The following is an 18,724-nucleotide window of genomic DNA, read 5'->3' as shown; positions in this document are numbered from 1 at the left end:
CCGGGCCGCGCCACCGGGGCCGAGCTAGCGGGAGAGGCCGCGCAGGGCGACGTCGGCGGCCCGGCGGGCGGCGTCGCGGGCCTCCTCCACCGGGAGGCCGTCGGCCAGCGTGGACATCACGGCCAGCTTCACCGCGCCTATCAGCGCGCCCACCACCGCCGCGGCCTCGACCGGGTCGAGCCGGTCGGGGTAGGCCTCCCGCAGCACCCGGGCGAGCCGGAGCTGGCTGTCGTACAGCAGGTGCAGCGCCCGCGCCTGCAGCGGCGGCTCGCTCATGATGAGCCGCAGGCGCATTGAGACGTGCTCGGACCAGACCTCCTGGCCCTCGCCCGACGGCGACAGCGTGTCCTCGATGAGGTCGCGCAGCAGGGCGGCCGGCTCCTGACCGGGCGCGGGCGCGCGCAGGAACGCCAGCGCGCGCTCGATCCCGTACTCGGAGTCGTAGAAGAGCACGTCCTCCTTGCTGGCGAAGTAGCTGAAGAAGGTGCGCGTGGAGACCTCGGCCGCCGCGGCGATCTCCGCCAGCGTGGTCTCCTCGTAGCCCTTCTCGTCGAACAGCCGGAGCGCGGCCTCGATCAGCGCTCGGCGCGTGCGCTGCTTCTTGCGCTCCCGCAGTCCCACCATGACGGAACTCTACACCGGTAAACGAATTTCATGCATTGAAGTTTTGCATCGGATGAGGTTTTCTGGAGAGCGAGCTCGGAAAGGAGCCGCAGCATGTCCGAACTGACCTTTCCCACCGCCCGCCGGCGGCCGTTCGACCCGCCGGACGAAGCCACGGCGCTGCGACAACAGGGGGCGATGCATCGCCTGACCTTCGCCGACGGCCACCTCGGCTGGCTGGTCACCGGCTACTCGGCGGCCCGCTCGATACTGGCCGACCCCCGCTTCAGCAACCGCCCCGAGAACCACCACCCCGTGGTGCCCGCCCGCATGCGGCTTCTGCAGAACGTGCCGCCCGGGTTCTTCCTGCGCATGGACGCGCCCGACCACACGCGCTTCCGCAAGCTGCTCATGGGACAGTTCACCGTCCGCAGGATGAAGGAGCTCGAACCCAGGATCGAGGAGATCACCGGTTCCTGCCTGGACGCCATGCAGGCCGCCGGACCGTCCGCCGACCTGGTGCAGTCCTTCGCGCTGCCGATCCCGTCGCTGGTGATCTGCGAGCTGCTGGGGGTGCCGTACGAGGACCGCGCGGAGTTCCAGGAGGACACCAAGGTCCTGGTCAACCTGGAGACCAAGGCCGACGACGCCCTGGCCGCGTTCTCCCGGATCGGGGCGTACCTGTCGGGGCTGATCGGGCGCAAGCGGGCGGAGCCGGCCGACGACCTGCTCAGCGGGCTCGTCGAGAGCGGGGAGCTGACGCACGAGGAGCTGACCGGGGTCGCGTTCCTGCTCCTGGTGGCCGGGCACGAGACGACCGCCAACATGCTGGGGCTGGGGACGTACGCGCTGCTCACCAACCCCGACCAGCTGGCCGCCATGCGCGACGACCCCTCGGTGGTGGACAACGGCGTCGAGGAACTGCTGCGGTACCTCACGATCATCCACCTCGGCCCGGTGCGCAGCGCCCTGGAGGACGTCGAGATCGAGGGCCACCTGGTCAGGGCGGGCGATTCGGTCGCCTTCCACCTGCCCGCGGTGAACCGCGACCCCTCCCGCTTCCAGGACGCCGACCGCCTCGACGTCCACCGGCCGGCCGGCGGGCACCTGACGTTCGGCCACGGCATCCACCAGTGTCTCGGGCAGCAGCTCGCCCGGGCCGAGATGCGCATCGCGTACCCGGCGCTGCTGCGGCGCCTGCCTGGCCTACGCTTGGCCGTAACACCCGAGGAGGTGCCGATGCGCTCGGACATGAGCATCTATGGAGTGCACCGCCTCCCTGTCACTTGGTAGGTCACGATGAAGATCACAGCGGATACGTCGGTGTGCATCGGGGCGGGCATGTGCGCCCTGACCGTGCCGGAGGTGTTCGACCAGAGTGAGGACGAAGGCACGGTGGTGCTGCTTCAGGAGGTTCCCGCGGAGGGGCAGGAGGAGGCCGTGCGGCGCGCGGTGTCCTTGTGCCCGTCCGGCGCCCTGTCCGTCTCCTGACCTGGCGCTCTGTCCAACCTCCTGACCTGGCGCCTGGCTCGTCTCCTGGCCTGGCGTCCGTGCCGGTCTGACCGTTCCGCCGCCGCCACCGTCCTCCGGTGGCGGCGGTTTCTTCTTGCCCGGGACGCCTGCTGATGATCGTGCCGCGAACAGGGGGAGGTTGTGGTACGGAACGGCGCTTGGCGTCCATGGTCATCGAACCTGTGTTCGTGGAACAGGTTGACACCGAGCGTGATCGAAATTATGTTCGACCTAGTGACGGTGAGGCTCGCGGCTCAACGTCACCCCAGGACCTGGTCGCGGGCCGTTCGCTTCCCCAAGCGATCCCCGCGGCCGGGCTCCACGGGCGAAGGGCGCGTCCTCGTCGTCGGCGGAGACGAGTTGGGCGTGTCCTGGCCGGACGGGGAGAGGGGAAGCTCCTCGTCCGGCCGGCTCGGCGGAAATGTCGGTGGCGTCTGCGATTGTTGGCCTCACCGGCGGAGACGCCGGCCGCCGCCCACGACTCCAAGGAGGCGCGCAAGATGGCACCACGGCCTAGAGACACCCCCGGGCCCCGGCTGTCGCCTGCGGTTCGGGCACACTTGACCGACTCACGTTCCTGCCTGGTGGAGGCGACCACCGCCCGCACCCCGGCATCCCGATACGTGGCCGCCCACCTGGCGGCCCTTCGAGCGGCGGCGGCGATCCTGGCCGCCCGGCCACGTCCCATGGAAGGCCGCAGGCGCCGCCTGCGCAGCGCGTGGGAGCTGCTGCCCGAGGCCGAGCCCCATCTCGCCGAGTGGGCCGCCTACTTCTCCGTGAGCGCCGCCAAGCGCGCGGCCGCGGAGGCCGGCGTGGTCCGTGGCATCAGCGCGGCCGACGCCGACGAGATCCTGGCCGAGGCCGAGACGTTCGTGTCCACGGTGGAAGACCTGCTCGGCGTGCCCGTCCAGCCCCAGCTTCCCGCAGAGGTCCCGCTGGCGGGCTGACCCCGCCGCCCGGCTCTCCAGGCGAGGCCGCCGCGCGGAGGGGCGTGGGTGGCGGGGTCCAGCAGGCCGACGACGCGAGGAAAGGCGGCCGGCGCTGACGCACGCCCGCGTCCTTGCCGGCGTACGCCGGGGTCGGTGGCGTACGTGGGCGCCTTCGAGGTGGCGTCGTGATGATCGCCGTTGCTCCGTGCGGGGAGTTCTCCTGCGAAGGCGCCCTGGTACGACGGAGGGCCCGCCAGGGGAATTGACGGGCCCTTCGGGGGTGAAGCGGTGAAACCTAGAACGACTCGACGGCCCGGCGGGCCTCGGCGTCGAGCACGCCCCAGCTGATGAGCTCCTCGGTCAACTCGCTGGGCGACTTGTCATAAATCACGGCCAACGAGCGCAGGTCCTCCTGGCGGATCGACAGGACCTTGCCGTTGTAGTCGCCACGCTGGCTCTGGATGGTGGCGGCGTAACGGGCAAGAGCTCCGGCCTTCTCCTTCGGCAGTGTCGCCAGGCGCTCCAGGTCGATCACAAGCTTGGGAGTCGGCCCGAGCGGGCTCGGCGCGGCGCCTCCGGGCAGCAGCTCGGAGACAGGCACCCCGTAGAAGTCGGCAAGCTCGGCAAGCTTCTGCACCGTGACAGCTCGGTCGCCACGCTCGTAAGAGCCCACGACCACGGCTTTCCACCTGCCGCGCGACTTCTCTTCGACTCCGTGCAGGGACAGGCCCTGCTGGGTGCGGATGGCGCGGAGTCGTGCACCCAGCGACTTTGCGTACTCAGACGGCATCGTGTTGGCCCCCCGGCTCTCGTATGTAGCGCTCTCAGTAGATTGTGCTCCCTTGCGGCATATGCCCCAGCCACCGGGGGGTACGGTGCCAGGCTCGGCACCATCGGTAGCCGTGGCCCTGGGTTTACCCCAGAACGCCGCGCGGTGTGGTTACGCACAGTGACGGTAAAGGGGTGGGAGCCTAAGGTCAAGCTGATTGGAAAAAAGATGCCGAATCCGGTCCGGGAGGGAACGCAACAAACGCCCCTCTTGTACCGATGGCCACACTACTTCGTCATAGTTTGACGAGTGAAATCGAACGTCAGGTCTCGCGGGTCAGAATCATGACCGGGCAGGTCGCGGCCTGGACGATCTTGATGGACGTGTCGCCCAGAAACACCCGCCGCAGCGGCCCGGCCTCGCTGGAGGCGCACACGATCAGCTCGCCGGGCAGCCACGTGGTCGTGCCGAGGGCCTGTGCCACGTTCCGGCCCTCCAGGAGCTCCACCTCGACCTGGAGCCTGCGCCGCTGGCCCCGTGCCGCCGCGCGCAGGTCCGACGCGGCCTGGTCGCGCAGCCGTACGAGCATCTCCTCCTCGATCCTGGCGCGGCGGCCGGTCCTGAGCACCAGCGTGACCAGCCGCAGCGAGATGTTCAGGGCGACGGCCGCCTTGGCCGCGCCCTTGACGGCGGCGTCGGCGCCGGGGCCGCGGCGGTAGGCGACGGTGATGCGTTCGAAGGCGGCCGGCGGCTCCTCGCCGTAGCCGCGCGGCGCCAGCAGCACGGGCACCGGCGAGGAGTGCAGGAGCTGGTCGGCGGTGCTGCCGACGGTGATGCGGGACCGGCCGCCGCCGGGCGCCGAGCCGATCACCACGACGTCCGCGCCGAGCCTGCGCGCGACCTCCACCAGCCCGCGGCCGCTGCCCTTGTTGGTGTGGCGCACGTACTCGGCCTGGTCGCCGGCCAGCTCGCGGGCCTGGGCGACGTCGTTCTCGGCCTGCTCGCGCAGGTACGCCCGCCAGGCGCCCTCGTCGGCGCGGGCGGGGCCGGGCGTGGTCGCCACCGGCGGCTGGACGGTCGCCACCGTCAGGCTGCCCGCGGTCTGCCGGGTCAGCAGGACAGCGAGCGCGAGCCCGTCCATGCCCCGCGGCTCGGCGATGTACCCGGCCAGCACCTTGTCGAACTTCATGTCACCGCACCTCGGCATTCAGCCGCGAATGTCCGTAGCCGTACAGGAAATAGCAGATCAGGCCGAGCAGCATCCACAGGCCGAAGGCGGCCCACGTGACGCCCGCCAGCCCGGCCATGACGATGACGCAGAACAGCGCGCCGAGCACCGGGGTGAGGGGGAAGAGCGGCGTACGGAAGCTGCGGGGCAGCTCGGGGCTGCGGTAGCGCAGGACCAGCACGCCGACGTTGACGATGAAGAAGGCGAACAGGGTGCCGATGCTGGTGGCCTCGGCGAGCTGCCCGCGCGGCACCAGCCCGGCCAGGACCGAGATGAACAGGGCCACGATCAGCGTGTTGGCGACCGGCACCTGGTGGCGCGGGTTCACCCGCTGGAAGACGCGGGGGATGAGCCCGTCGCGGGACATCGCGAACAGGATGCGGGTCTGGCCGTAGATGACCGTGAGCACGACGCTGGCGATGGCGATCACCGCGCCGAAGGAGACGATCAGGCCGGGCCAGGTCGCGCCGGTGGCCTGGTCGACGATCTGCGACAGGCTCGCCTCGCTGCTCTCGGGGTCGAACTCGGTCCACGGCTTGGCCCCGATGGCGGCCACGGCGACCAGGACGTACACGGTGGTGACGATGGCCAGGGACAGCAGGATGGCCAGCGGCAGGTCGCGCTTGGGGTTCCTGGCCTCCTCGCCGGCGGTGGAGGCGGCGTCGAAGCCGATGTAGGAGAAGAACACCTGCGAGGCGGCCGCGGTGATCCCGGCGACGCCCAGGGGGGCGAACGGGGTGAAGTTCCCGGCCTCGAACGCCGTGAACGCCACCGCGCAGAAGAACACCAGCACCGCGATCTTGATGAGCACGAACACGGCGTTGGCCATGGCCGACTCCGAGGCGCCGTAGAGCAGCAGCCAGGTGGCCAGCAGCACGATGAGGATCGCGGTGACGTTGACGACGCCGCCGTCCTGGCCGGGGGAGTGGGTGATCGCCGCCGGCAGCGTCCAGCCGAACAGGCTGCGCAGGAACGCGTTGAGGTACTCGCCCCACCCCACCGCCACGGCCGCGACGGACACCGCGTACTCCAGCATGAGGCACCAGCCGCACACCCACGCCACCAGCTCGCCCAGCGTCGCGTACGCGTAGGAGTAGGACGACCCGGACACCGGGATCGTCCCGGCCAGCTCGGCGTAGGACAGGGCGGAGAACAGCGCCGTGATCGCGGCCAGCACGAACGCCAGCACCACCGCGGGCCCGGCCTTGGGCACCGCCTGCCCGAGGATGACGAAGATGCCGGTGCCCAGCGTGGCGCCGACGCTGAACAGGGTGAGCTGCCACAACGTCATCGTGCGCCGCAGCTCGCCGCCCTCGCCCTGCCCGCCCTCGGTCACGATGCGCTCGGTCGGCTTGGTGCGCAGCAGCCGTGCGGCCAGTGTCACATCGGTCTCCTAGAGGGTGCTCGTCAGCGGCCACATCCCGTTGGGCGTGACGATGGTGCCCGCGGAGCCGGTGAGTATGTCCTCGGCGTCGTCGAGGCTGCCGATGGCGGCCATGTCGCCGGTGGTCTCGACGAACCGGCACACCGCGTCCACCTTCGGCCCCATCGAGCCGGCCGGGAAGCTGAGGCCACGCAGTTCGTGCGGGGTGGTGTGGGCGATCTCGGTCTGGCCGGGCGCGCCGAAGTCGCGCATCACCCGCGGGACGTCGGTCAGGATGAGGAAGGCGTCGCACTCCAGCGCCTCGGCCAGCATCGAGGCGGTGAGGTCCTTGTCGATGACGGCCTCGACGCCGGTCAGCCGGCCGCGCTCGTCGCGTACGACCGGGATGCCGCCGCCGCCCGCGCAGATCACCACGACGCCCTCGCGGATCATCTTGCGGATCAGCCGGGTCTCCACGATGCGCTGCGGGGTGGGGGAGGGGACGACGCGGCGCCAGTACTGGCCGTCGGGTTTGACCGTCCAGCCGTACTCGGCGGCCAGCTTGCGGGCCTCGTCCTCCTCGTAGACCTGGCCGACGAACTTGGTGGGGTCGGCGAAGGCCGGGTCGACGGCGGTGACCAGGGTCTGGGTGACCATGGCCAGCACCTGGCGGCCGGGCAGGGCGTTCTGCAGCGCCTGCTGCATCCAGTAGCCGATCATGCCCTGCGTCTGCGCGCCCAGCGTGTCGAACGGGTAGGGGCGGCTCAGGCTGGGGTCCGCGGCGCTCTCCAGCGCCAGCATGCCGACCTGGGGGCCGTTCCCGTGGGTGATGACCAGCTCGTGCTTGTCGGCGAGCTGGGCCAGCGTCCTGACGGCGGTGGCGATGTTGTCCCGCTGGACGTCGGCGTCCGGTTTCTGACCGCGCTTGAGCACCGCGTTGCCGCCGAGTGCGACGATGACCCGCATTCAGTCCCCCAGGGTTGCGACCATGACCGCTTTGATGGTGTGCAGCCGGTTCTCGGCCTCGTCGAAGACGATGGAGCGCGGCGACTCGAAGACGTCGTCGGTCACCTCCAGGGCCTCCAGGCCGGTCTTGGCGTAGATGTCGGCGCCGACGCTCGTCTCCCGGTCGTGGAAGGCGGGCAGGCAGTGCATGAACTTCACGTCCGGATTGCCGGTGGCCCGGATCGCCGCCTCGTTCACCTGGTACGGCAGCAGCAACTTGATCCGCTCGTCCCACACCTCCTTCGGCTCGCCCATCGACACCCACACGTCGGTGTAGAGGAAGTCGGCGCCCCTGACGCCCTCGGCCACGTCGTCGGTGAGGGTGATCCGGGCGCCGGTGGACTTCGCCAGCTCCACGGCCGGCCCGACCGCGAGGTCCCGGTCGGGCCGCAGCGACGGCGGGGAGACGAGGCGGATGTCCAGGCCGAGCAGCGCGCCGGTGACCAGCAGCGAGTGGCCGGTGTTGTTGCGCGCGTCCCCCAGGTAGGCGAGGGATACCTCGCGCAGCGGCTTGTCGGTGTGCTCCTGGACGGTGAGCATGTCGGCCAGCATCTGCGTGGGGTGCCACTCGTCGGTCAGGCCGTTCCACACCGGCACGCCGGACAGCGCCGCCAGGTCCTCGACGTAGGACTGCTTGCTGCCCCGGTACTCGATGCCGTCGAACATCCGGCCCAGCACCCGCGCGGTGTCCTTGACCGACTCCTTGTGCCCGATGTGCGAGCCGGCCGGGTCGAGGTAGGTGACGTGCGCGCCCTGGTCGTGGGCGGCCACCTCGAACGCGCAGCGTGTGCGGGTCGAGGTCTTCTCGAAGATCAGCGCGATGTTCTTGCCCCGGAGCCGCTGTCGCTCGATCCCCGCGTACTTGGCGGCCTTCAGCTCAGCCGACAGGTGCAGCAGGAAGCCGAACTCCTCCGGGGTGAAGTCCAGTTCCTTCAGGAAACTGCGGTTACGCAGGTTGAACGCCATGTCGCCCCTTCTAGACGCCGTCACGCTCCAGCGGGCAGCTCATGCACCGCGGGCCGCCCCGGCCCCTGCCGAGCTCGCTGCCGCGGATCGTGATGACCTCGATGCCGTTGTCGCGCAGGTGGTTGTTCGTGGTGGTGTTGCGTTCGTAGGCGACGACGACGCCGGGCTCGACGGCCAGGCCGTTGCAGCCGTCGTCCCACTGTTCGCGTTCGGCGGCGTACACGTCCTGGTGCGGGGTCAGGACGGTGATGTCGTCCATGTCCAGGGCGCGGGCGATGGCCTTGTGCATGTCCTCGGGCGGGTGGTCGACGACCCTGAGCTCCTTACGGGTCTCGCCCGGCTCGATCGTGTACGCCGGCAACATCCCAAGACCGGCGTACTTGGTGAACACGCCCACGTCGAGCATGGTCATGACCGTGTCGAGATGCATGAACGCGCGCGCCTTCGGCATGTCCAGCGCCACGATCCGGGTCGCCGAGCCGGCGCTGAACAGCCGCTGGGCCAGCATCTCGACCGCCTGCGGCTGCGTACGCTCGCTCATCCCGATCAGCACCGCGCCGCGCCCGATGACCAGCACGTCGCCGCCCTCCATGGTCGCCGGCGCCATCGCCTGGCCCGGCAGCCAGCAGTGGAAGCCGCCCACGCCGGGCCGGTCGAAGCCGGCGGCGAACATCGGGTGGAACATGTAGACGGCCTCCAGGTTGACCGTCTCGCGCATGCGGGCCTTCTTGCGCATCGCGTTGATCGACACGCCGTCGTAGATCCAGCAGGAGGTGTCGCGGGTGAACAGGTGGTTGGGCAGCGGCGGCAGGATGAAGTCGTCCTCGGCGGTGGTGTGGAAGGCCACCGACTTGGGGTCACAGCCCATCTCGACCAGCTCGCGCTTGGTGATGCCGCCGGTCAGGTGCACCTGGAGGGTGGCGGCGTCCATGCCGTCGAGCGTGTTGCGGATGTCGTCGATGGCGACCGGGCCGAGCCAGCGCTCGTCGATGACCGCGTCGAGGATGTGCTTGCGCGCCTCGGGGATGTCGACCACCTCCCGCAGGAGGTCGGCCAGCATGTGGACGACGATGCCGCGCCCGCGCAGCACCCGCTCGAACTCCTCGTGCTCCTCCACCGCGCGCTGCACCCACAGCACGTCGTCGAACAGGAACGCGTCCTTGTTGCTCGGCGTCAGCCGCTTGAGGGCCAGTTCCGGCTTGTGCAGCAGGACCTGACGCAGCCGGCCCACCTCTGAATCGACATGAAAGGTCATTTTTCAGATATCCCCTCAGGGCGACGGACATCACGCGGTCCGTACTCGCCGTGTCTGGCCTTCAGCCAGATGTAGACGGGCACCCCGACCAACAACATCAGCGTCCCGCCGAGCACGGCCGAGGGGCCGGAGCCGTACGCCATCCAGAACGAGAACAGCAGCGCGAGCACCGCGACGGCCAGGTCGCGGGCCAGCCGCCCCCGCTCGACCCGCCGCTCCCGGGTCACCAGCCAGAACAGCTGGGCGGCGGCCGAGAAGAAGTAGGGGATGACGGTGGTGAAGGAGGCCAGCAACACGATCGTGTTGAAGGCGTTCTCGGAGGTGTAGCCCACCAGCAGCATGAGCGAGGTGAGGACGGTCCCGGCCAGGATGCCGGTCAGGGGCGCGCCGCGCCGCGTGACGACGGCGAAGGCGGGCGGGAACATGCCGTCCTTGGAGGCGGCCAGCGGCATCTCGGCCACCAGCAGGGTCCAGCCGTTCAGCGCGCCGATGCCGGAGACGATCGCGCAGGCGGCCATGAGCAGCCCGCCGCCCGTGCCGCCGAACATGTGGTCGAGCGCGGCGGCGAAGGGCGCGGTGGAGCCGACCAGTTCCTCCTGCGGCACGGTGCCCATGACGGCGACCGTGCTGAGGATGTACATGACGGCGCAGACCAGCACGCCGATGACGCTGGCCCGGCCGATGGTGCGGGCGGGGTCCTTGACCCGTTCGGCGGCGATGGCCGCGCTCTCCACGCCGGAGTAGATGAACAGGGTCACCGCGCCGGCCATGGAGACGGCCGAGACCCAGCTCCCGCCGGTGGCGTTGAAGGAGGGGTAGTTGCCGCTGTGCACGAAGAACAGGCCCACCACCGACACGAACAGCAGCGGCGCGAACTTCAGGATCGTGGTGACCACCTGGAAGGCGGCCGCGTTGCGCACGCCCGCCAGGTTCACCACGGCCGGGATCCACACCCCGGCCAGGCCGATCAGGATCGAGCCGAGCGTGCCGCTCCAGTGGAGCCCGAACAGCCCGTGGGCCAGGTACTGGACGTAGCCCACCCAGGCCACGGCGATGGCCGCGTTGCCGATCCACGCCGTCAGCCAGAACGACCAGGCGATCCAGAACCCGGCGAACTCCCCGAACGCCTCCCGCGCGTAGGCGTAGGGGCCGCCGGCCGCCGGGACGCGCCCGCCCAGCCGGCCGAAGACGATGGCCATCGCGATGGCGCCCGCGGTGACCAGGACCATGGAGACCAGGCTCACCGTGCCGAACGCGGCCAGCGAGGCGGGCAGCAGGAAGATGCCGGTGCCGACGACGTTCCCCATGACCAGGGCGACGGCGGCGCCGAGGCCCAGGCCGCCCGCGGCGGGGGACTGCGTCCGGCGCGCCGCCGTCGTCACCCCGTTCGAGGGCGGACGTCGTTCCTGCATGCGTGCCCCCGCGCGAGTCCCCAGGAAGGGCCGACGCCGAGCGCGTACGGCCCTGGGTGACGTGCCCTACGCGGAGGACGCCGACACGGGGCCTGGCGGGGAAATTACCTGATCACGGTGTGCGGCAGGGCGTCGGGTGACCCCGACAGCAGCAGCACGACGGCGAACACCGCGAGGCACAACGCCATCAGCGCCACCGGCCAGGCCAGCGGTGACCGGGCGCCGTGCCGGGACATGGCCGCGAACAGCGCGGGGTCCTCTTCCCTGACCTGCCGGGCGATGGCCTTGAGCACCGACCGATCGCGTGCCGACAGCGCCATACGAAACCTCCCCCGAGAAGACCTAGAGGAGTTTTTATACCTGTATGTCGGTAATTGCCAAATTCGCCTGTCACACGGGACGGACGGCCGGTCGGGACGTCCGCCACGCCCGGCCGGCAGGGCGGGGCGCTCACGTTGTACCAGGTAGCGCCTGGTACTGTGTGTCCCGACCAACACCCTTTTAAGACCCGTCCCGTGAGGCGGGAAAGGTGGTGAGATCCCTCCATGTCCGATTCCAGGGCCGTACTCGAAGGCCCGGACATCCACCGGGCGCTGACCCGAATCGCGCACGAGATCCTCGAACGCACCAAGGGCGCCGGTGACGTCGTCCTTCTCGGCATCCCCACTCGTGGCGCCACGCTCGCCCGCCGGCTCGGCGACCGCGTCGAGCAGTTCGAAGGGCTCAAGATCCCCGTCGGCTCGATCGACATCACCATGTACCGCGACGACCTGCGCAGCGGTCCCGTCCGCCCGCTCGGGCGCACCGAACTGCCGCCCGACGGCATCGACGGCAAGGTGGTCGTCCTCGTCGACGACGTGCTCTACTCCGGCCGTACCGTCCGGGCCGCGCTCGACGCGCTCAACGACCTCGGCCGGCCCACCGCCGTACAGCTCGCCACGCTGGTCGACCGCGGCCACCGCGAACTGCCGATCCGCGCCGACTACGTGGGCAAGAACCTGCCCACGGCCAAGAGCGAGAAGGTCAAGGTCTACCTCTCGGAGATCGACGGCCGCGACGCCGTCCTGCTCATGAAGGAGGACGCCAGGTGAACCGGCATCTGATCTCGGCGGGCGACCTCACCAAGGACGACGCGCTGCTCATCCTCGACACCGCCGAGGAACTGGCGAGGGTCTCGGAACGGTCCATCAAGAAGCTGCCCACGCTGCGCGGCCGTACGGTGGTCAACCTGTTCTTCGAGGACTCCACGCGCACCAGGATCTCCTTCGAGGCGGCGGCCAAGCGGCTGTCCGCCGACGTCATCAACTTCTCGGCCAAGGGGTCGAGCGTGTCCAAGGGCGAGTCGCTCAAGGACACCGCGCTCACCCTGGAGGCCATGGGCGCCGACGCCGTCGTCATCCGCCACGGCTCCTCCGGCGCGCCCCACCGGCTGGCCGGCTGGGTGCGCGGCAGCGTCGTCAACGCCGGCGACGGCACCCACGAGCACCCCACGCAGGCGCTGCTCGACGCCTTCTCGATGCGCCGCCGCCTCGGCGGCCTCGAAGGCCGCCGGGTCACCATCGTCGGCGACGTGCTGCACAGCCGCGTCGCCCGCTCCAACGTGCTGCTGCTCAACACCCTCGGCGCCGAGGTGACTCTCGTCGCGCCGCCCACGCTGCTGCCCGTCTCGGTCGCCACCTGGCCGTGCGAGGTCTCCTACGACTTCGACGCGGTGCTGCCCAAGTCCGACGTGGTCATGATGCTGCGGGTGCAGAAGGAGCGGATGAACGCCGCCTACTTCCCCAGCGAGCGCGAGTACTCCCGCCGCTACGGCCTCGACCGCGACCGCTTCGCCAAGATGCCGGACGAGGCGATCGTCATGCACCCCGGGCCGATGAACCGGGGTATGGAGATCGCCGCCGAGGTGGCCGACTCACCGCGATCCACGATCGTGGAGCAGGTCGCCAACGGCGTGACCATCCGCATGGCCGTCCTGTACCTGCTGCTCGGGGGAGAGACCCAGTGATCATCAAGAATGTGCGGGTTCTCGGTGGGGAGCCGGTGGACATCCGGATCGCCGCCGGGCTGATCGCCGAGATCGGCGCCGGCCTCGACGGCGGGGGAGATGTCGTCGAGGGCCGCGGCGCGATCGCGCTGCCCGGCCTGGTCGACCTGCACACCCACCTGCGCGAGCCCGGCCGCGAGGACGCCGAGACCGTCCAGACCGGCACCCAGTCCGCGGCCCGCGGCGGCTACACCGCCGTGCACGCCATGGCCAACACCTCGCCCGTCGCCGACACCGCCGGCGTGGTCGAGCAGGTGTGGCGGCTCGGCCGCGAGTTCGCCCACTGCGACGTGCAGCCGGTCGGCGCCGTGACCGTCGGCCTGGAGGGCAGGCAGCTCGCCGAGCTCGGCGCGATGGCCGATTCCGCGGCCCGCGTACGGGTCTTCTCCGACGACGGCAAGTGCGTCAGCGACGCCGTGCTGATGCGCCGCGCCCTCGAGTACGTCAAGGCGTTCGACGGCGTCGTCGCCCAGCACGCCCAGGAGCCCAGGCTCACCGAGGGCGCCCAGATGAACGAGGGCGTCGTCTCCGGCAGGCTCGGCCTGACCGGCTGGCCGGCCGTGGCAGAAGAGGCGATCATCGCCCGCGACTGCCTGCTGGCCGCGCACGTCGGTTCCCGCCTGCACGTCTGCCACGTCTCCACGGCCGGCTCGGTCGAGATCATCCGCTGGGCCAAGTCCAAGGGCTGGGACATCACCGCCGAGGTCACCCCTCACCACCTGCTCCTCACCGACGACCTCGTCGAGGAGTCCCCGGTCGGCGCCTACAACCCGATCTACAAGGTCAACCCGCCGCTGCGCACGGACGCCGACGTCCAGGCGCTGCGGGCCGCGCTGGCCGACGGCACGATCGACGTCGTCGCCACCGACCACGCCCCCCACCCGGTCGAGGACAAGGAGACCGAGTGGCCGGCCGCGGCCATGGGCATGATCGGCCTGGAGACGGCGCTGAGCGTCGTCCAGGAGGCCATGGTCGAGACCGGCCTGCTCGACTGGGCCGGGGTCGCCCAGCGCATGTCGGTCACCCCCGCCCGCATCGGCCGCCTGGCCGGACACGGACGGCCGCTGGAGCCGGGCGCGCCCGCCAACATCACGCTGTACGACCCGTCGGCCCGCACGAAGGTTGACCCCTCCGCCTACGCCTCCAAGAGCAGGAACACCCCGTACGAGGGGATGACGCTGCCCGGCCGGGTGGTGGCCACGTTCCTGCGCGGCACGCCGACCGTTCTCGAAGGGAAGCTGGTTTGAACACCGCGGTGCTCGTCCTGGAAGACGGCCGCGTCTTCCACGGAACCTCTTACGGCGCCGAAGGCGAGACGTTCGGCGAGATGGTCTTCAACACCGGCATGACCGGCTACCAGGAGACCCTCACCGACCCCTCCTACCACCGGCAGATCGTCGCCATGACGGCCCCGCACATCGGCAACACCGGCGTCAACGACGAGGACCCGGAGTCGGGCCGCGTCTGGGTCGCCGGGTACGTCGTGCGCGAGCCCTCCAGGGTCGTCTCCAACTGGCGGGCCAACCGCTCGCTCGACGACTACCTCAAGGAGCAGGGCGTCGTCGGCATCGCCATCACCGGCACCCGCGCCCTGACCCGCCACCTGCGCGAGCGGGGCGCGATGCGGGCCGGCATCTTCTCGGCGCCCTCGGCCACGGTCGAGGAGCTCGTCGAGCGCGTACGGCGCGCGCCCGCCATGGAGGGCGCCGACCTGGCCAGTGAGGTGGCCACGGCCGAGCCCTACGTCGTGCCCGCCGTCGGCGCCCGGCGCTTCACCGTCGCCGCCGTCGACCTCGGCATCAAGGGCATGACCCCGCACCGGATGGCCGAGCGCGGCTGCGAGGTGCACGTGCTGCCCGCCACGGCCACGTACGAGCAGATCATGGCGGTCGAGCCCGACGGCGTGTTCTTCTCCAACGGCCCCGGCGACCCGGCCACGGCCGACGTGTCGGCCCTCCAGGCCGTCCTGGCGGCGCGGGTGCCCTTCTTCGGCATCTGCTTCGGCAACCAGCTCTTCGGCCGCGCGCTCGGGCTGTCCACGTACAAGCTGCGTTACGGCCACCGCGGCGTCAACCAGCCGGTCCAGGACGTACGGACGGGCAAGGTCGAGATCTCGGCCCACAACCACGGGTTCGCGGTCGAGGCGCCGATCGGCGAGTCGTTCGAGACCCCCTACGGGCCGGCCGAGGTCAGCCACGTCAATCTCAACGACCGCTGCGTGGAGGGCCTGCGCCTGCTCGACGGGCGGGCCTTCAGCGTCCAGTACCACCCCGAGGCCGCCGCGGGGCCGCACGACGCCGCTTATCTCTTCGACGAGTTCTGTGAGGTCATGAGCCGTGCCCAAGCGTGAGGACATCCGGTCGGTCATGGTGATCGGCTCCGGGCCGATCGTGATCGGCCAGGCGTGCGAGTTCGACTACTCGGGCACCCAGGCCTGCCGCGTGTTGCGGGCCGAGGGTTTCCGCGTGATCCTCGTCAACAGCAACCCCGCCACGATCATGACGGACCCGGAGTTCGCCGACGCCACGTACGTCGAGCCGATCACCCCCGAGTACGTCGAGAAGATCATCGCCAAGGAGCGCCCCGACGCGCTGCTGCCCACCCTGGGCGGCCAGACCGCGCTGAACACCGCGGTCGCGCTGCACGAGTCGGGCGTGCTGGAGAAGTACGAGGTCGAGCTGATCGGCGCCGATTTCGACGCGATCCAGGCGGGCGAGAACCGCGAGAAGTTCAAGGAGATCGTCGCCAAGGTCGCCCGCGAGCACGGGCTCAACGCCGAGTCGGCCAAATCGGTCATCTGCCACACGATGCGCGACTGCCTGGCCGCCGCCGGCGAGCTGGGCTACCCGCTGGTCGTGCGGCCCAGCTTCACCATGGGCGGCGTCGGCTCCGGCTTCGCCTACGACGAGGACGACCTGCGCCGCATCGCGCGGGCCGGCCTCGACGCCTCGCCGACCACCGAAGTGCTCCTTGAGGAGTCCATCCTCGGCTGGAAGGAGTACGAGCTGGAGGTCATGCGCGACAAGGCGGACAACGTCGTGATCGTGTGCTCCATCGAGAACATCGACCCGATGGGCGTGCACACCGGCGACAGCGTCACCGTCGCGCCCGCGCTGACGCTGACCGACCGCGAGTACCAGAACATGCGCGACGTCGCCATCGCGGTCATCCGCGAGGTCGGCGTGGACACCGGCGGCTGCAACATCCAGTTCGCGGTCGACCCGCGCACCGGACGCATGATCGTCATCGAGATGAACCCGCGCGTCTCCCGTTCCAGCGCCCTGGCCTCCAAGGCCACCGGCTTCCCGATCGCGAAGATCGCCGCCAAGCTGGCCATCGGCTACACCCTCGACGAGATCCCCAACGACATCACCAAGGAGACCCCGGCCTCCTTCGAGCCGACGCTCGACTACATCGTGGTCAAGGTGCCGCGCTTCGCCTTCGAGAAGTTCCGCGGGGCCGACCGTACGCTGACCACGCACATGAAGTCCGTGGGCGAGGCCATGGCCATCGGGCGCTCCTTCCCCGAGGCGCTGCAGAAGGCGCTGCGCTCGCTGGAGAAGAAGGACTCCTCCTTCACCTGGGCGGGCCCCGTACAGGACAAGGACGAGCTGCTGGAGGCGTGCCGCACCCCGCATGACGGGCGGCTGCGCACGATGCAGCAGGCCGTCCGCGCGGGCGCGAGCGCGGCCGAGCTGTACGAGGCCACCAGCATCGACCCCTGGTTCCTCGACCAGCTCTTCCTGCTGGAGGAGGAGGCCCAGGAGACCGCCGCCGCGGCCGAGCTGGGCGCCGACGCGCTGGCCCGCGCCAAGCACCACGGCTTCTCCGACGCGCAGATCGCCGAGATCCGCGGCGTGGACGAGGCCCGCGTGCGCGACCTGCGCCACGCGCTCGGCGTGCGGCCGGTCTACAACACCGTCGACACCTGCGCCGCCGAGTTCGCCGCCCGGACGCCGTACCTGTACTCCACCTACGACGAGGAGACCGAGGTCCCCCTCGGGGACCGGCAGAAGGTCATCATCCTCGGCTCCGGGCCCAACCGCATCGGGCAGGGCATCGAGTTCGACTACGCCTGCGTGCACGCCTCGTTCGAGCTGTCGCGGGCCGGGTTCGAGACCGTCATGGTCAACTGCAACCCCGAGACCGTCTCGACCGACTACGACACCTCCGACCGGCTCTACTTCGAGCCGCTCACGCTGGAGGACGTCCTGGAGGTCGTGCACGCCGAGCAGCAGACCGGCCCGGTCGCGGGCGTGATCGTGCAGCTCGGCGGCCAGACGCCGCTCGGCCTGGCGCAGGCGCTGAAGGACGCGGGCGTGCCCGTGGTCGGCACCTCGCCGGAGTCGATCCACCTGGCCGAGGAGCGCGGCGCGTTCGGACGGGTGCTGGCCGAGGCCGGGCTGCCCGCGCCCAAGCACGGCACCGCGCTGACGGTGTCGGAGGCGCTGGAGATCGCCGGCGAGATCGGCTACCCGGTGCTCGTCCGGCCCTCGTACGTGCTCGGCGGGGCCGGCATGGCCATCGTCTACGACGACGAGACGCTGACGACGTACATGGCGGCCCAGGAGGGCGGCCACCCGGTCCTGGTGGACAAGTTCCTCGACGAGGCCATCGAGATCGACGTGGACGCGCTCTACGACGGCGAGGAGCTGTTCCTCGGCGGCGTCATGGAGCACATCGAGGAGGCCGGCATCCACTCCGGCGACTCCGCCTGCGCGCTGCCGCCGCTCACGCTCGGCAGCCACGACGTCAAGCGCATCCGCGCCGCCACCGAGGCCATCGCCGCCGGGGTGGGCGTACGCGGGCTCCTGAACGTCCAGTACGCCATGTCCGCCGGCGTCCTGTATGTCCTGGAGGCCAACCCGCGGGCCAGCCGTACCGTGCCGTTCGTGTCCAAGGCCACGGCCATGCCGCTGGCCAAGGCGGCGGCCCGGGTGATGCTCGGCTCCTCGATCGCCTCGCTGCGCGCGGAGGGCATGCTGCCGGCCACCGGCGACGGCGGCACGCTGCCGCTGGAGGCGTCCATCGCGGTCAAGGAGGCCGTGCTGCCCTTCAACCGCTTCCTGGGCGTCGACATCGTGCTCGGGCCCGAGATGCGCTCCACGGGCGAGGTCATGGGCATCGACGCGTTCTTCGGCGTGGCGTACGCGAAGTCCCAGGCGGGCGCCTATGGCGAACTGCCGACCAAGGGACGCGCGTTCGTGTCCGTGGCCAACAGGGACAAGCGTGCGATGATCTTCCCTGTGAAGGCACTGGCCGACCTCGGCTTCGAGATCCTCGCCACCGAGGGCACGGCCGAGGTGCTGCGCCGCAACGGTGTCCATGCCAAGATCGTGCGAAAGCACAGCGAGGGGACCGGGCCCGGAGGGGAGCCTACGAGCGTGCAGGCGATTCTCGACGGCGAGGTGGACCTGATCGTCAACACGCCGTTCGGCAGCCCCGGCCAGTCCGGGCCGCGCCTGGACGGCTACGAGATCCGCACCGCGGCGGTGCTGCGCGGCATCCCGTGCATCACCACGATCTCGGGGCTGGCCGCGGCCGCGGCCGGCATCCAGGCGATCGTCCGCGGCGACGTCGGCGTGCGTTCACTCCAGGAGCACGCACAGGCACTACGCGGCTGACCCGCGCGGGAGGT

The 18,724-nt window shown here is 70.5% G+C and carries 17 protein-coding genes; 8 read left to right on the top strand and 9 right to left on the bottom strand.

What is annotated here, in order from left to right; translation table 11 throughout:
• Positions 1–24: 24 nt before the first annotated feature.
• Positions 25–624 (bottom strand): TetR/AcrR family transcriptional regulator, encoded by a 600-nt coding sequence (locus tag DMB42_RS03955; RefSeq protein ID WP_125630607.1) that lies wholly within the window; start codon positions 622–624, stop codon positions 25–27.
• Between the two features lie 93 nt (positions 625–717).
• Between DMB42_RS03955 and DMB42_RS03950 the strand changes: the two genes are divergently transcribed.
• From DMB42_RS03950 to DMB42_RS03940, 3 genes are all read left to right on the top strand, one after another.
• Positions 718–1,896 carry a cytochrome P450 gene (locus DMB42_RS03950; RefSeq protein ID WP_125630604.1) on the top strand — a complete coding sequence of 393 codons (1,179 nt, stop codon included), beginning with the start codon at positions 718–720 and terminating at the stop codon, positions 1,894–1,896.
• Between the two features lie 6 nt (positions 1,897–1,902).
• Positions 1,903–2,094: a ferredoxin gene (locus tag DMB42_RS03945; RefSeq protein ID WP_125630602.1), complete on the top strand. Its 192-nt coding sequence runs from the start codon at positions 1,903–1,905 to the stop codon at positions 2,092–2,094.
• 581 nt (positions 2,095–2,675) lie between these two features.
• On the top strand, positions 2,676–3,062 hold the full coding sequence (locus DMB42_RS03940; protein ID WP_229824032.1) for an SAV_6107 family HEPN domain-containing protein: 387 nt from the start codon (positions 2,676–2,678) through the stop codon (positions 3,060–3,062).
• A gap of 277 nt (positions 3,063–3,339) precedes the next feature.
• On the opposite strand, the gene DMB42_RS03935 is transcribed toward DMB42_RS03940, so the two are convergent.
• The 8 genes from DMB42_RS03935 to DMB42_RS03900 form a co-directional block, all read right to left on the bottom strand.
• Positions 3,340–3,834: a transcriptional regulator gene (locus tag DMB42_RS03935; RefSeq protein ID WP_026214021.1), complete on the bottom strand. Its 495-nt coding sequence runs from the start codon at positions 3,832–3,834 to the stop codon at positions 3,340–3,342.
• A gap of 301 nt (positions 3,835–4,135) precedes the next feature.
• Entirely contained in the window at positions 4,136–5,002 is an 867-nt protein-coding gene (locus tag DMB42_RS03930; RefSeq protein WP_125630598.1) for a universal stress protein, read from the bottom strand.
• 1 nt (position 5,003) lies between these two features.
• Positions 5,004–6,425 carry an amino acid permease gene (locus tag DMB42_RS03925; RefSeq protein WP_125630596.1) on the bottom strand — a complete coding sequence of 474 codons (1,422 nt, stop codon included), beginning with the start codon at positions 6,423–6,425 and terminating at the stop codon, positions 5,004–5,006.
• A gap of 9 nt (positions 6,426–6,434) precedes the next feature.
• On the bottom strand, positions 6,435–7,370 hold the full coding sequence (arcC, locus tag DMB42_RS03920) for a carbamate kinase (protein ID WP_125630593.1): 936 nt from the start codon (positions 7,368–7,370) through the stop codon (positions 6,435–6,437).
• On the bottom strand, positions 7,371–8,375 hold the full coding sequence (argF, locus tag DMB42_RS03915; protein WP_125630591.1) for an ornithine carbamoyltransferase: 1,005 nt from the start codon (positions 8,373–8,375) through the stop codon (positions 7,371–7,373). It abuts the gene before it with no gap.
• Positions 8,376–8,385: 10 nt separating this feature from the next.
• On the bottom strand, positions 8,386–9,630 hold the full coding sequence (locus DMB42_RS03910) for an arginine deiminase (RefSeq protein WP_125630589.1): 1,245 nt from the start codon (positions 9,628–9,630) through the stop codon (positions 8,386–8,388).
• Positions 9,627–11,042 carry an amino acid permease gene (locus DMB42_RS03905; protein ID WP_125630587.1) on the bottom strand — a complete coding sequence of 472 codons (1,416 nt, stop codon included), beginning with the start codon at positions 11,040–11,042 and terminating at the stop codon, positions 9,627–9,629. The genes DMB42_RS03910 and DMB42_RS03905 overlap by 4 nt, the downstream gene beginning before the upstream one ends.
• Positions 11,043–11,146: 104 nt before the next feature.
• Positions 11,147–11,362: a DUF3040 domain-containing protein gene (locus DMB42_RS03900; RefSeq protein ID WP_125630585.1), complete on the bottom strand. Its 216-nt coding sequence runs from the start codon at positions 11,360–11,362 to the stop codon at positions 11,147–11,149.
• A 225-nt stretch (positions 11,363–11,587) separates the two neighbouring features.
• Between DMB42_RS03900 and pyrR the strand changes: the two genes are divergently transcribed.
• The 5 genes from pyrR to carB are packed head-to-tail and all read left to right on the top strand — an operon-like array spanning position 11,588 to position 18,710.
• On the top strand, positions 11,588–12,133 hold the full coding sequence (gene pyrR / locus DMB42_RS03895) for a bifunctional pyr operon transcriptional regulator/uracil phosphoribosyltransferase PyrR (protein WP_125630583.1): 546 nt from the start codon (positions 11,588–11,590) through the stop codon (positions 12,131–12,133).
• Positions 12,130–13,047 carry an aspartate carbamoyltransferase catalytic subunit gene (locus tag DMB42_RS03890; RefSeq protein WP_125630581.1) on the top strand — a complete coding sequence of 306 codons (918 nt, stop codon included), beginning with the start codon at positions 12,130–12,132 and terminating at the stop codon, positions 13,045–13,047. Before pyrR ends, DMB42_RS03890 begins: the two co-directional genes overlap by 4 nt.
• Complete coding sequence (locus tag DMB42_RS03885; RefSeq protein ID WP_125630579.1) at positions 13,044–14,333, top strand: dihydroorotase; 1,290 nt, start codon at positions 13,044–13,046, stop codon at positions 14,331–14,333. Before DMB42_RS03890 ends, DMB42_RS03885 begins: the two co-directional genes overlap by 4 nt.
• Positions 14,330–15,436 (top strand): glutamine-hydrolyzing carbamoyl-phosphate synthase small subunit, encoded by a 1,107-nt coding sequence (gene carA / locus DMB42_RS03880; protein ID WP_125630577.1) that lies wholly within the window; start codon positions 14,330–14,332, stop codon positions 15,434–15,436. Before DMB42_RS03885 ends, carA begins: the two co-directional genes overlap by 4 nt.
• Positions 15,423–18,710, top strand: coding sequence for a carbamoyl-phosphate synthase large subunit (carB, locus tag DMB42_RS03875; RefSeq protein ID WP_125630575.1), 3,288 nt, complete (start codon positions 15,423–15,425; stop codon positions 18,708–18,710). The genes carA and carB overlap by 14 nt, the downstream gene beginning before the upstream one ends.
• Positions 18,711–18,724: the final 14 nt, after the last annotated feature.

The sequence above is a fragment of the Nonomuraea sp. WAC 01424 genome (assembly GCF_003947315.1).
GTDB lineage: Bacteria > Actinomycetota > Actinomycetes > Streptosporangiales > Streptosporangiaceae > Nonomuraea > Nonomuraea spiralis.
This window is presented reverse-complemented; position numbering and strand designations above follow the sequence as displayed.

Excerpts from the sequence above, each read along its gene's own strand:
- arcC (WP_125630593.1), bottom strand. The coding sequence starts at position 7,370 with ATGCGGGTCATCGTCGCACTCGGCGGCAACGCGGTGCTCAAGCGCGGT.
- DMB42_RS03930 (WP_125630598.1), bottom strand. The coding sequence starts at position 5,002 with ATGAAGTTCGACAAGGTGCTGGCCGGGTACATCGCCGAGCCGCGGGGC.
- argF (WP_125630591.1), bottom strand. The coding sequence starts at position 8,375 with ATGGCGTTCAACCTGCGTAACCGCAGTTTCCTGAAGGAACTGGACTTC.
- DMB42_RS03950 (WP_125630604.1), top strand. The coding sequence starts at position 718 with ATGTCCGAACTGACCTTTCCCACCGCCCGCCGGCGGCCGTTCGACCCG.
- DMB42_RS03905 (WP_125630587.1), bottom strand. The coding sequence starts at position 11,042 with ATGCAGGAACGACGTCCGCCCTCGAACGGGGTGACGACGGCGGCGCGC.
- DMB42_RS03910 (WP_125630589.1), bottom strand. The coding sequence starts at position 9,630 with ATGACCTTTCATGTCGATTCAGAGGTGGGCCGGCTGCGTCAGGTCCTG.
- pyrR (WP_125630583.1), top strand. The coding sequence starts at position 11,588 with ATGTCCGATTCCAGGGCCGTACTCGAAGGCCCGGACATCCACCGGGCG.
- DMB42_RS03935 (WP_026214021.1), bottom strand. The coding sequence starts at position 3,834 with ATGCCGTCTGAGTACGCAAAGTCGCTGGGTGCACGACTCCGCGCCATC.
- DMB42_RS03900 (WP_125630585.1), bottom strand. The coding sequence starts at position 11,362 with ATGGCGCTGTCGGCACGCGATCGGTCGGTGCTCAAGGCCATCGCCCGG.
- DMB42_RS03945 (WP_125630602.1), top strand. The coding sequence starts at position 1,903 with ATGAAGATCACAGCGGATACGTCGGTGTGCATCGGGGCGGGCATGTGC.
- DMB42_RS03955 (WP_125630607.1), bottom strand. The coding sequence starts at position 624 with ATGGTGGGACTGCGGGAGCGCAAGAAGCAGCGCACGCGCCGAGCGCTG.